Source organism: Flavobacterium stagni, from assembly GCF_004122105.1.
Taxonomy (GTDB): Bacteria; Bacteroidota; Bacteroidia; order Flavobacteriales; family Flavobacteriaceae; genus Flavobacterium; species Flavobacterium stagni.
Window position 1 is genome coordinate 332,036 of record NZ_SBKN01000002.1, and the last position, 12,924, is coordinate 344,959.

At 42.1% G+C, this 12,924-nt stretch carries 9 protein-coding genes; 1 reads left to right on the forward strand and 8 read right to left on the reverse strand.

Annotated elements, in window-relative coordinates; all coding sequences use genetic code 11:
• Positions 1–21 precede the first annotated feature (21 nt).
• The 6 genes from hemN to EQG61_RS05920 form a co-directional block, all read right to left on the reverse strand.
• Positions 22–1,386, reverse strand: coding sequence for an oxygen-independent coproporphyrinogen III oxidase (gene hemN / locus EQG61_RS05895; RefSeq protein ID WP_129460977.1), 1,365 nt, complete (start codon positions 1,384–1,386; stop codon positions 22–24).
• An 80-nt stretch (positions 1,387–1,466) separates the two neighbouring features.
• A complete protein-coding gene (locus EQG61_RS05900; RefSeq protein WP_129460978.1) occupies positions 1,467–3,599 on the reverse strand; it encodes a DUF349 domain-containing protein in 2,133 nt (710 codons plus the stop codon).
• A gap of 127 nt (positions 3,600–3,726) precedes the next feature.
• Positions 3,727–4,479 carry a shikimate dehydrogenase family protein gene (locus EQG61_RS05905; RefSeq protein WP_129460979.1) on the reverse strand — a complete coding sequence of 251 codons (753 nt, stop codon included), beginning with the start codon at positions 4,477–4,479 and terminating at the stop codon, positions 3,727–3,729.
• Positions 4,479–5,873 (reverse strand): tetratricopeptide repeat protein, encoded by a 1,395-nt coding sequence (locus EQG61_RS05910; RefSeq protein ID WP_129460980.1) that lies wholly within the window; start codon positions 5,871–5,873, stop codon positions 4,479–4,481. The genes EQG61_RS05905 and EQG61_RS05910 overlap by 1 nt, the downstream gene beginning before the upstream one ends.
• A 97-nt stretch (positions 5,874–5,970) precedes the next feature.
• A complete protein-coding gene (locus EQG61_RS05915) occupies positions 5,971–7,179 on the reverse strand; it encodes an aspartate aminotransferase family protein (RefSeq protein WP_129460981.1) in 1,209 nt (402 codons plus the stop codon).
• A gap of 12 nt (positions 7,180–7,191) precedes the next feature.
• Positions 7,192–8,748 carry an OstA-like protein gene (locus EQG61_RS05920; RefSeq protein ID WP_129461029.1) on the reverse strand — a complete coding sequence of 519 codons (1,557 nt, stop codon included), beginning with the start codon at positions 8,746–8,748 and terminating at the stop codon, positions 7,192–7,194.
• A 210-nt stretch (positions 8,749–8,958) separates the two neighbouring features.
• Between EQG61_RS05920 and EQG61_RS05925 the strand changes: the two genes are divergently transcribed.
• Positions 8,959–10,821: an alpha-amylase family protein gene (locus EQG61_RS05925; protein WP_129460982.1), complete on the forward strand. Its 1,863-nt coding sequence runs from the start codon at positions 8,959–8,961 to the stop codon at positions 10,819–10,821.
• Between the two features lie 33 nt (positions 10,822–10,854).
• Here the strand turns inward: EQG61_RS05925 and EQG61_RS05930 are convergent, their stop codons facing one another.
• Together EQG61_RS05930 and EQG61_RS05935 are read right to left on the reverse strand one after the other, a co-directional pair.
• A complete protein-coding gene (locus EQG61_RS05930) occupies positions 10,855–11,604 on the reverse strand; it encodes a PA3715 family protein (RefSeq protein ID WP_129460983.1) in 750 nt (249 codons plus the stop codon).
• Between the two features lie 46 nt (positions 11,605–11,650).
• Positions 11,651–12,922, reverse strand: a complete 1,272-nt coding sequence (locus tag EQG61_RS05935; protein WP_129460984.1) for an adenylosuccinate synthase — start codon at positions 12,920–12,922, stop codon at positions 11,651–11,653.
• Between the last annotated feature and the right edge of the window lie 2 nt (positions 12,923–12,924).

Consider the following 12,924-nt stretch of genomic DNA (forward strand, 5'->3'; position numbering starts at 1 on the left):
CCTGAAACTTGAAACTTCACCTCACACTGTCATTGAGAACAACTGCGTCTGTGGCGCAGTGCGTTGCAAATGCAGGTCAAATGCCATACAAATGTTGCGCACATAAGGTTTACCTTTTTCGGTGATTTGGAGTCCGTTGAGGTGGAACTCCAACAAGCCATCGTGTTCCATTTCTTGCAAATGGGCAATGACTTCGGGAATTTCATTAAAATACAAGGCGTCGTCTTCCCATTGCGTTTGGAAAGTACACATTAAATTTAAGATATGGCGACGGATCACTAAGTCTTCTTCCGTCAAGAGATGACCGCGAAGTATAGGAATTTCATTTTGTTCCAAACGGTCGTAGTAGTCTTCTAAATTCTTTTCATTTTGGGCAAAACTGTACCAACTGTCCCCAATCGAGGAAACGCCCAAGCCAATCATGACTTTGGTTTTGGTTACCGTATAGCCCATAAAATTGCGGTGGAGTGTTCCGTTTTGAAACGCCTCATACATGGAGTCGGAGGACAGTGCGAAATGGTCCATCCCAATTTCGTGGTAATGGTGGGTAGCGAGACGTTTTTTACCTTCTTCATACAATTGGCGTTTCACGTCGTCTTGTGGCAAATCCTCGTCTTTAAATCCGCGTTGGCCGTTGCCTTTGATCCAAGGCACGTGCGCATAGCTATAAAATGCCAAGCGGTCGGGGAGGAGCGACTTGGTTTTGTCGATCGTGTCCATCACATCTTCCAGGGTTTGGAACGGGAGTCCGAACACCAAATCATGGCCAATCGAAGTGTACCCAATTTCGCGCGCCCAAAAGGTTACTTTGGCTACATTATGAAAGGGTTGGATGCGGTGAATAGCGGTTTGAACGGTAGTTGAATAATCTTGTACGCCAAAACTCACCCGACGAAAGCCCAAATCATACAGCGTTTGTAAATGCTCGCGTGTGGTATTGTTGGGATGTCCCTCAAAACTAAATTCGTGATCACGGGCCACATTCGCTTCTTTCAAGATTCCGGTAATCAACCGACGGAGGTTGTCTGGAGAAAAGAAGGTAGGTGTACCGCCACCCAAGTGGATTTCGCGGATATTTGGTTTTTTAGGTAATAATTCGCAGTATAAATTCCATTCCTTCAACACCGCAGTAATATAGGGATGTTCGACCTCATGCCGTTTGGTAATCCGTTTGTTGCAACCGCAGAAGGTACATAAACTTTCACAAAAAGGGAGGTGAATATAGAGGCTGATGCCCTCCGAACTATTCGTTTCCTTGAAGGCTTGGATCAAGGTTTTTTCCCATGCAGGTAGCGTGAAATCCGTTTCATTCCAGTAGGGAACGGTGGGATAACTCGTGTACCGTGGACCGGGTACATTGTATTTCTGGATGAGTGAAGGAGTCATGGGTTTATGCAATTTTGTACCAAAGGTAGGCGCAAACCATTCCTTATAAAATGATAATTGTCATGCATAAAAAAAGTCCGCTATTCTGCGGACTCTTTATTTTGCTTGATTAAAGCATTGATATGTTTCAATTTGTCTTTCCAGGTGAGCAATTCCTCTTTGTGTCGTTCGATGCTTTTCTTCACCTCATTTACAATCGGGTTGTTTTTGCTGTTTTGGAAGAACTGAATGTTGTTTTCCAATTGGAAGATTTCATGTTGTACTTCGTCAATTTTGCGCATGATGAATAATTTTTCGTTATCCAACTTACGGCTGTCATCCCCAGCGAAAGCATCCAATTTGCTCGTGAAACGATTCATTTCACCTTCTTTTTTGCTGGCGCTTAATTTTTCGAATAAGGCATCCAAAATCTTGTTGAATTTCCCTTCGATATGACGACGGTTGAACGGTACTTTCCCCAGTCCTTTCCACGCTTCAATATGCACTTTGATCGCATCTAAGTCGGTTTTGTGGTCACCTACCAACTCGAAACTACGCAATTGTTCCAAATAGGCTTTCTTCTTGTTGAAGGCTTCCATTTCTACCGCATTTTCTTCTTTTTTGCTGTCTTTTAAACGCTCAAAGTACGAATTACAAGCTTCTTTGAATTCTTTCCACAATGCATCCGAGAATTTACGTGGCACATGACCAATGGTTTTCCATTCGTCTTGAATTTGTTTCATCACGGCCGTTGTGCCTTCAAAATCTTCCGAGTCTTTTAAGGCTTTGGCTTTTTCAACCAAGGCTTGCTTACGACTTAAATTATCGCTTTGATCACGTTTGATTTCTTTATAGAACGAATTTTTAAGCGAATTAAAATTGCGAACTGCATTTTTAAAAGCAGCCCAAGTCGCTTCATTCACTTCGGCAGGTACCTTGCCAGTGGCAAAGAACGCATTGCGTAAGGCTTCTACTTTGGCAATTTGATTCACCCACAATTGGTGCGCGTCTACTTTTTCCGTAGCCAACTGCTCCAATTGGGCGATGATTTCTTGTTTTTTCTGTAAGTTTTCCGTTTCACGGTGACGGAAGCTTTCGGCAAGCGATTCGCGTTTGTCGTGCATTTTTTTGGTCAACTCACTAAATTTCTCCCACAATTCCTCACGAACGTCTTTGGAAACGGGTCCGATATCCTCTTTCCAAATGCGGTGTAAATCTTGCAATTCACGGAAAGCTTTATTGATGTCGGCTTCGTCTAACAATTCTTCAACACGTGCAATGATGCGTTGTTTCTGTTCGAGATTGTGTTTGAATTCCAAATCACGGGCTTCACGGTCCAAGTGCAACACATCGTAGAAGTTTTCTAGATGGAAGTGGTAGTTGTTCCACACGTGATTGTATTTATCTTTTGGTATCGGTCCCGCATTTTTCCAGCGTTCGCGAATATCGTTCAATTGTTTTAAGGCTTGCGCAATGTTGCCTGTCGAGTTTGCGACAACATTTTTCAATTCCTCTACTAACGCCTCGCGTTTTTCAAGGTTGGATTTAAGCGCATTTTGAAGTGATTTGAAATGGTTGTTTTTCAAATCACGGTATTTAGTATATAAAGAATCGAATCGTTTTTTTAACGGGAAATCGTAATGGAAATCTTCTGTAGTATCGGGGTTTTCCGCATGGAATTCGTCGCGTTTCTCATCGATGAAATGGTGGAATTTCAACATAAACGATTTGCGCAATTCTTCCACATGTTCGCGAACCGACATCACATGGTCAACATTGACCAATTCTTCCAAGGCGTTCACCAATTGCTCCATCGACAAGGTGTCGTAATCCTGCATCGGAATGTCGTGACGGCCTTTCAAGGTTTCGTCTTCGCTTTCCTCTGCATTGACATCAGCGATGGCATTCACAGCAGCTTCTTGTTCGGTAATTGCCGCAGCAGGTATATCGGCTTCTTCACCCGAAAGCACTTCCGTTTCCACCGGAGTTTCTTCGGCTAAGGGCGCTTCGACTTCGGTATCGGGTACCGGACTTTCAGCTACCGCTTCTTCAACTGTTTCGGCAACAACTTCTTCAACAGTCTCTTCAACTGTTTCAGCAACCGTTTCTTCTACCGTTTCGGCAACACTTTCCTCCTGAACTACAGGTGTTTCTGTAGCAGCGGTTTCTTGATTTTCCATTCCATCTGATCCGTTTTGCTCCGGAATCAGGTTATCATTCAATTCTTCTGACATTCGATTAAGTTGTGGGGTTATACACTTATTTAGGGCGAAAGATAGTAAAGAAGTGCCAAAATACAAAGAAAATCAGCGGTTTCTGACGTTATTATTCGTTTAAAAAAAGAATGATTGTGAGGAGTGCCTAGGAACGGTTCCAAATTTTCCAAGCTTTTTCGGCTTGAAAAACCAACATGGGATAGCCGTTTTCAATCAAAGCACCTTGGGCTTCAGCCTGTTGGAGGAAAAGTGTTTTTTCGGGATTATAAATCAAATCAAAAGCGATATGGCGGGAAGTAAAATAGGTATAGGGAATGGGCGGACATTGGTCTATGTTGGGAAAAGTCCCCAGGGGAGTGCAATTAATGATGATGGAGTAGGTGTCGAAAATCGTTTCGTTCAAATGTTCGTACCGAATCGCATTGGGGTAATCATTTCGAGAAACGAAGGCATACAAAATTCCCATTTTTTCGAGGGCAAAGGCCACCGCTTTGGCAGCGCCACCCGTACCTAGAATTAGGGCTTTTTTATGGTGGGGAAGGAGAAGCGGCGTCAAGGCTTTTTTGAACCCAAACCAATCCGAATTATAGCCTTTAATTTTTCCATTTTTTTTGAATCGAATGACGTTGACAGCGCCAATCTTTTTAGCATTTTCCGAAAGTTCGTCCAAATACGTAAGTATCGCTTCTTTATAGGGAATGGTCACATTCAATCCCTTGATATCGGGATGATTGGCTCTTACTTCAGGGAAATCGGAAATCGATGGGAGATCAAAATTCTCATAGGTATATTCTTGATAATGTTCTGCACTGAATTTCTTGCCAAAATACGTTCGGGAAAAAGAATAGTCGATGTTGCGGCCTATTAATCCGTAGCGTTTTTTGGGGGAATCGGACATTATTTTTGGAATTTTGCGATGTAATGTTGTACCGTTGGACGTTCCCAAATCGAGGGGAATAATTCTTCAATGAGTGTATGGTGTGCGTAATTTTGACGCAAGCCATTCGCTAAATGGTACAATCCTTTTTCATCCAAATGTTGCATAAAATACAAGCCAGCCAAGCGGTATTCAATTTCGAATTCTTCGGGATAATATTCAGAGGCTTGCAATAAAGTAAGCACCGCATTATCGTATTCGCCCAAATAATTCAAAATGTCTACCCAAAACAACCAAGTGTCCAATTCGAAATCTCCGAATTCTACCGCTTTACGATACCCGTACTCGGCTTCTTCGTAAAAATTCATGGCTTTGTTAATGGTGGCATAGCGCTTCCAATAGCCGCGGTTTTGATCGTCAATCGCCAAGGCTTTATTCACGTAGAACAAGGCTTTTTGGAAGTTTTTTTCTCGAATATAAAAATCGGTGATGGCAATCCAACCTTTGTCTAAAAGCGGATCTTCGTGCACCGTTTGGTTGAAAAATTTCATCGCTTCGGCGCGATTGCCTAATTTTTCATGGCATTTTCCGATACGCAATAGGGCGTAGGAGGTAGGATCATCAAGGTTGATGGTTTGTTCGTAACATTCAATCGCTTCTTCATAGCGCATCAATCGTTCCAAGGCCTTACCTTTTTCCATATAAGCTCCCACAAACGTATCATCGATGTAGGTGGCGTATTCAAAAGCACGAACGGCATTTTCGTAATCTTTCAATCCGTAATACAAACGACCAGATTGGTGCCAAGCGATTTCACTGTAAGGATTACGATCGATATACGTTTTTAGGTACTCAACCGCTTCTTTATTTTGGTCTAAAAACTCAAAACAATACACCACATTATATAAAGCCGATTGATCCATGATGTCTTCTTCTAAACATTTGATGAAGCTTTCTTTAGCCGCTTCCAAATTGTCCATAAAAAGGTATTCCATGCCCATTAAGTTATAGACATCGGCATAATCATCGGTAAATTCTAAGGCTTGTTGTAAGCATTCCACCGCTTTTTCGTGGTTGTCGCGTTTGGAATAAATACTGGCGCGCTGAATGAAGATTTCTTCGTTGTGCGGTTCAATCGCATAGAGCTCGTTTAACAACCGCTCAGCAGCATCTAGTTTGTCTTCGTAGACCAACATTTCGACTTGAACCAATTTAAGCCCTGTCGATTTCGGATGTTGTTCTAATCCTAATTTCAGTGCTTTCTTGGCTAAGTTGGTTTTCCCCATGTCGAGGTAGTGCAAAATGATCTCCTCAAACTCTTCCGAATCGAAGAAGAATACTTTGTTCGTTTTCAGCATCGACTCAAAACGGTTGAGCGATAAGTTGTAGTCGTCTTCTTCGTGATCCAGATACATAGCAATTGGGGTTAACGTTATGCATACTAAAGGTACACAACCCTTTTCGGAAAACGTAAATTTTAACGAATTGTTTTAAACAATTTAATTAACAGGTTTAGCGGTTAACTGCTTTATCCTCAGCTAAAATCTCATCCAATACAGCCAACAGGATGGCACAACCTTCCCGAATTTCGTCTTCAGAAACCGTAAGTGGTGGTGTAATTCGGATGGCTTTTCCTTCAAATAATAACCAAAAAAGAATGAGTCCGCGGTCTTGGGCTTTCAAAATCGCGCGGTTGGTTATTTCCGGATCGGCCGTCATCGCAGCCAACATGAGTCCGCGGCCCCGAACTTCCTCAATCAGTGGATGAACCAATAAAGAACGGAACAAAGCTTCTTTTTCCAATGATTGTCGGGCATAATCTTGGTCCAACACTTCTTGTAAGGTGGCCAAACTCGCCGCCGCAATCACCGGATGACCGCCAAACGTAGTAATATGTCCCAATTTGGGATCGTGACTCAACAAGTCCATGTATTTTTCGTTGGCTATGAAGCCGCCTACAGGCATACCGCCTGCCATTCCTTTGCCAATAATCACTACGTCGGGCACCACATTGTAATTTTCGTAGCCAAAAAGTTTACCTGTGCGTCCAAATCCGGGTTGGATTTCGTCAACTATCATCAGAGCGCCTACTTCTTCACAGCGTTGTTTGACTTTAGTCAAGAATCCGTTCTGAGGTTCGATAAAACCCGCGCCACCTTGGATACTCTCCAAAATAATCCCCGCTGTTTTGGTCGTGATTTTTTCTAAATCGGCTTCGTTATTAAAGGTGATAAAATCCACATCGGGAACGAGGGGACGGAAGATTTGCTTGCGTTCTTCAAAGCCCATAACACTCATCGAACCCATCGTATTGCCATGATAGGCATTGTGGCAGGAAATCAATTGTGAGCGACCCGTAACGCGGCGCACCAACTTCAACGCGCCTTCTGTGGCTTCGGTACCTGAATTGACCAAATAGACTTTATTCAGGGACGGATGCATGTGTTGTACCAATAACTTACAGTACTCCGTAGCGGGATGTTGGGCATATTCCCCATACACCATGACGTGGGAATATTTATGGAGTTGGTCAATAATTGCTTGATTCACGCGTGGATGTTGGTGTCCCAACGAACAGGCTGAAACGCCCGCTACAAAATCCAAGTATTTTTTATTTTGGGTATCGTAAATATAACTTCCCTTGGCATGAGAAACTTCCATTGCTAGGGGATAGGGCGAAGTTTGCGCCTGGTATTTAAAAAAGTCCGCTTTACTACTCATGGTAACTCGGTATTATTTTTTGGGTTTGGGGGTATTCTTTTTGCCGTAATTCAAGGTTTCCTTCCGAATGGGCATCGGCAGGTTGGGTTTGGCGTTGTCTTTGGCGGTTGCTGCCTGGATTTTTGCCTCGTCTTCGTTTTCTTCAGGCGGGAAAATATCTTCTTTGGACTTTATTTTTTCGTCAATGCGCCACACAAAACCTCTCAGTTTTCGGGCGTTTTCTGGGAAATCTTCTTCGGGGTAAATGGTGCCGCTGACTTTGTCAAAAAAAGTAATCGTTTCAATTTTTCCTTCGTTCATGAGCATGTTGATCCGACTGCACACATTCTTATTGATTCCGATTAACTCGTTTTCGTCGTTGCGCATGAAGTACACCACTTCGTTGTTTTTCACCACATCGACTTCATACAATTTGTTGTCCCGAAATTTCCCGTACAAATTGATGCCCTTGACCTGATTAAATCCGGCGTCGAGCGTATCTTTCGAAATGATAAAAGCATTGTTGAGTACTTTGAGCGAGTCGAGCTTTTCGGTATTATTATTTCCTATCAAATGCATGACATCGCCCGTCAGCTGTTTTTCGTTATTCCATAAAATTGGTTTCCCAATTAATTTCGTCAGGGCATTTTTTTGATCCGAATGAATGGAATCGCATTTTCCACTCATGTCGGTTTTGAAGAAACGAACATTTTTTTGCCCGCGAATGATGCGTTCCCCTGCTTTACCCGTCATGTAAATTTTCTTCGCATGCACAAACATGGAGTCTTTTTCAACTTGATAGCGCACACTAGCCCGTTTGGTGATGTAAACCGAATCTTGTTTTTTATACACTTCGGCATAATGACCGCGAACAATCGCTTTGTTGATGGAATCGGTGATTTTGACATTGCGGGTACCCGAAGAAAATTCTTTGGTACGGTCAAAATACAAACTGTCTCCTTCAATCAAGCGGTCTTTGTATTTGATGTAGGATTTTTTTAGAAAATGACCCACATTCTTTTTGGTGTTGTAAAAACCATTTTCGGTATAAATAAAATTGTCCTTACCGGTGATGGTAGAAGGTCCAAACAAATAGGAATGCCCCGAATTGGTGTAATAATCCAAATGGTTGGATTTGATGGTGTATTGTGGATTTTTGAGTTCGACCTCCGTCAAAAAGCGGTATTTCTTTTCTTTGACATAATAAGTCCCCGAATTACTTTTTAACGTATTCTCCCGATTCGTGATTACGCCTTTCGTTTTATAAAAAGCTTCTTGTTGCACGCGGTCAAAATGGATCGTGTCGGTCACCAAGCTCGATTCAGGGGAACGCATGACGACATCTCCGGTAGCATAGGCTTTTTTGACATTTCCGTTGTATTCGGCATATTTACTATTCAAATACAAAGTGTCACCTTGTACCATTTGTACTTCGCCAAAGGCTTTGATGTAATTTTCTTTTTGAAAAAAATAGGCTTTATTACAGGTCAGGACCACACCTTCGTGGCGCACCCGAACATTACCCGTTAATAAAACGGCATCCGGAATTTCGAATTGGTTGATGTCTTGAAAGTCGGCATTCTCCACCATAATTCTACCCGGTTGGCGTTGGGCAAAAGCGGGTGAAATCAAACTGATTAGACTAATAAGGAGAAAACAAAAGTGTTTCAAGGAAATTAAATTTTGAGGCAAATTTATGAAAATCAGCACAAGGTATTTCGGTATTAAGTTTTTTTTATCAGGTTCAGTATTCGAATTCTAATTTCTATATTTGCTCTTGGTCATTAAAACACCAAAGTCATGAAAAAAATACTGCTCTTTGCGGCCTTGGGGATTGCGCTTCAAGCCACTGCCCAAGCAAAGAAATCCGACGTACAATTCAAAAAGAAAACAACCAACGTGGAACATAAAAAAGTCGTTTATCAAGTTTTTACACGCCTTTTCGGCAATACCAATACTACCAACAAACCGTGGGGAACCAAAGAAGAAAACGGGGTTGGGAAGTTTAATGATTTTACCGATAAAGCCTTGCAAGAAATTAAAGATTTAGGCGTGACCCACATTTGGTTTACGGGTGTGCCGCACCATGCGTTGGTAGCTGATTATACTAAATATGGCATTTCAAATGACGATCCGGATGTCGTGAAAGGTCGCGCGGGTTCGCCCTATGCCGTTAAAGATTATTACAATGTGAATCCTGATTTGGCGGTTAATCCAGCCAATCGTTTAGCGGAATTTCAAGCCTTGATTGATCGGGCGCACAAACACGGATTGAAGGTAATTATTGACATTGTGCCCAATCATATTGCGCGTAAATATGTAAGTACCTCCAAACCCGATTATGTAAAAGATTTTGGAACAGACGACGATGTGACGCAAGAATACAACCGCAACAACAATTTCTATTACATTCCGGGGCAAGCTTTTGAAGTGCCCACCTCACCCGATTATAAACCCTTAAATGGGGAAGCCCATCCGATGATCGATGGAAAGTTTGATGAAAATCCGGCCAAATGGACCGGTAACGGTTCGCGATTGGCCAAACCCGATATCAACGATTGGTACGAAACGGTCAAAGTGAACTACGGTATTCGTCCCGACGGCACCAAGGATTTTGCCGAATTGCCTGAGGGTTTCGAAAAGAAATCCTATGCCGAGCATTATGATTTTTGGAAAACTCAAGATGTACCCAATTCATGGTGGAAGTTCCGTGAAATCGCCGAATATTGGTTGGCGAAAGGTGTTGACGGTTTCCGTTATGATATGGCGGAAATGGTGCCGTATGAATTTTGGAGCTTTATGAATTCGGCCATAAAAATGAAAAATCCGAAAGCCTTTTTATTGGCAGAAGTATATAATCCCAACGAATACCGCAATTATATCCACAAAGGAAAAATGGATTATTTATATGATAAAGTAGAAACCTACGATCATTTAAAAGCGGTGATTCAAGGGCGCACCACGACAGATGGTTTAACCGACATTCGCCAACGCAATAAAGATATCGAGCACCACATGTTACATTTCTTGGACAACCACGACGAACAGCGTTTGGCAAGTCCTGAGTTTGCCGGTTCGGGTGAACGGGGCAAACCCTTGATGGTGGTTTCAACTACCTTGAGTACGGCGCCAACAATGGTGTATTTTGGACAGGAAGTGGGCGAACCTGGGAATGAGGATGCCGGATTTGGAAAGCGTTCCCGCACCAGTATTTTTGATTACATCGGTGTACCCAACCACCAACGTTGGATGAACCAAGGCAAGTTTGATGGAGGGCAATTGACCGAAAAAGAAAAGGCACTTCGTGATTTCTACAAACGCTTATTGAATTTTAGTATCAAGAGTTCGGCCCTAATGGGGAACTATTTGGATTTGCATGCGGTCAATGCACAAACGACAGGATACGACGGTCAGCAATACGCTTTTGCCCGTTGGTCCGATACAGAAAAATTGATTGTAGTTTCCAATTTTGATTCAGAACATGCCCACCAATACAAATTGAAAATCTCCAATGAATTGATCAACCTTTGGCATTTAAAAGACGGTTCTTATCCCGTGAAAGATGTGTTGTTTGGGAAAACGTTTACGCTACAAGTGAAACAAGGTCTAGGATTCATCGACCTGCAGTTGGCCGGTAGTGAATCGTTTATTTTAAAATTATAAAAAAGAAAACCCGCTCGTTTAAAGCGGGTTTTTTTATTTTTTTGCCGACTTTTTGGTATCCAATTTTTGATATTTTCCTTCTGTAAAAATCCAAATTTCTTTTTGATAAGGTGATCTTAATTCTTCCTCGATGCATGGATCTTCTTCATTTTTGGGTTGACGTGAAGTGCGAATTATCGTTTGTGATTTTACTATTAAATCCGCATATCCATTGTTTTGCGTAGGCGCCATAAGTAGTAAACGTTTGATTTCTTTTCCATCGTATTTACACTGCATATCCCAATCACCTTGGCTTTCGCTGGTTTGTAGTTGGGGCAAAATACAAGTCGGTTGGTTATTTTTTAAAATAAATAAGGCGATATAACTTTCGCCATACGGACTCACCCGCGAACTGCTACTGTAACTCCATCGCACCCCAAAAGCACGCGTTTTGGAATTCAATTGATAGGGAGCAAAATCCAATTGGAACGTACTTAATTCAATTGCATCAGAAGTAAAAGTGTTGGGGAAAACATATTGCCCTACAATTTTTTTTGTAGTTGTATCAACAGTATAAACGGTGACTTTACAATCAAAGCCATCTTCTTCATAAGGAGTGCTAAATTTTGCCACCACAGCCACAGCACGATTAGGTAGATCCTTTACAATTTTCATGTCAAAGGAATAAAACGTTGTGTCGGTATATTGAATCTTATGTTTTAAATCCCGTTCTAATGTTTCTAAATCTTGTGCTTGAGCCATTAGGCCCATGAAGAAGATGAATGTGCTTATATATTTTATCATGAAATAAAAGTAATAAAAAACCCGCTCGTTTAAAGCGGGTTTTTTATTATCTCAAAATCGTTTGTTTTCGATCGGGTCCGACAGAAATAACCTTAATCGGCACTTCCACTTCTTGCTCGATAAAAGCGATGTAGTCTTTTAATTCTTGCGGTAAACTGTCATAGGTAGTTAAGCCCGTTAAATCGGCGTTCCAACCCTTAAATTCTGTATATACCGGCGTCACATTTTCCTCTTCAATATTGTACGGTAAATGGTGAATGGTTTTCCCTTTGTATTGGTAGGCCGTACACACTTTCAAAGTTTCAAAGCCCGAAAGTACGTCCCCTTTCATCATCATCAATTGCGTCACACCATTGATTTGAATGGCGTATTTTAAAGCGACTAAGTCCAACCAACCACAACGGCGTTGGCGGCCCGTTACCGAACCAAATTCGTTGCCCACTTTGGCCATGGTAGCACCCACTTCGTCAAACAATTCAGTAGGGAAAGGTCCGCTACCTACACGCGTTGTATAGGCTTTGAAAATTCCGAAAACGTCTTTGATTTTATTGGGGGCAATGCCCAATCCTGTACAAGCTCCCGCAGCTGTGGTATTTGATGACGTCACAAAAGGATAGGTTCCAAAGTCGACATCAAGCAGCGAACCTTGTGCGCCTTCACATAAAATGGATTTTCCGGCTTTTTGTGCTTGCGCCAAATATTCTTCACTGTCAATAAAGGTCAATTTTTTCAATTCTTCGATGGAGGCAAAAAACTCAGCTTCCATTTCGGCCAAATTGTATTGGATGGAAACGTCGTAAAATTTGATCATCTCCTCGTGTTTGTTGGCTAAATTTCGGTAACGTTCCTGGAAGTCGGCCAACTCGATATCACCTACACGAATTCCGTTGCGTCCCGTTTTGTCCATATAGGTCGGACCGATTCCTTTGAGGGTTGAACCGATTTTAGCTTTTCCTTTGGCGGTTTCCGAAGCGGCATCCAACAAACGGTGAGTCGGTAAAATAAGATGCGCTTTACGCGAAATGAACAGCTTAGCAGTCACATCCATATTGAATTGTGCCAAACCTTCAATTTCTTTTTGGAACACCACCGGGTCAATTACGACGCCATTTCCGATGATGTTGATGGAATTAGCATGAAAAATTCCGGAAGGGATGGTACGTAAAACGTGTTTGATACCATCAAATTCTAGAGTATGTCCCGCATTGGGTCCGCCCTGAAAACGGGCAATAATGTCATACTTTGAGGTGAGTACGTCGACAATTTTTCCTTTGCCTTCGTCGCCCCATTGTAATCCTAACAGTAAGTCTACAGTCATTG

Coding starts and splice junctions, on each gene's coding strand:
- EQG61_RS05905 (WP_129460979.1), bottom strand. CDS start 4,479: ATGTCCGATTCCCCCAAAAAACGCTACGGATTAATAGGCCGCAACATC.
- EQG61_RS05900 (WP_129460978.1), bottom strand. CDS start 3,599: ATGTCAGAAGAATTGAATGATAACCTGATTCCGGAGCAAAACGGATCA.
- EQG61_RS05930 (WP_129460983.1), bottom strand. CDS start 11,604: ATGATAAAATATATAAGCACATTCATCTTCTTCATGGGCCTAATGGCT.
- EQG61_RS05915 (WP_129460981.1), bottom strand. CDS start 7,179: ATGAGTAGTAAAGCGGACTTTTTTAAATACCAGGCGCAAACTTCGCCC.
- EQG61_RS05910 (WP_129460980.1), bottom strand. CDS start 5,873: ATGTATCTGGATCACGAAGAAGACGACTACAACTTATCGCTCAACCGT.
- EQG61_RS05920 (WP_129461029.1), bottom strand. CDS start 8,748: ATGGTGGAGAATGCCGACTTTCAAGACATCAACCAATTCGAAATTCCG.
- EQG61_RS05935 (WP_129460984.1), bottom strand. CDS start 12,922: ATGACTGTAGACTTACTGTTAGGATTACAATGGGGCGACGAAGGCAAA.
- hemN (WP_129460977.1), bottom strand. CDS start 1,386: ATGACTCCTTCACTCATCCAGAAATACAATGTACCCGGTCCACGGTAC.
- EQG61_RS05925 (WP_129460982.1), top strand. CDS start 8,959: ATGAAAAAAATACTGCTCTTTGCGGCCTTGGGGATTGCGCTTCAAGCC.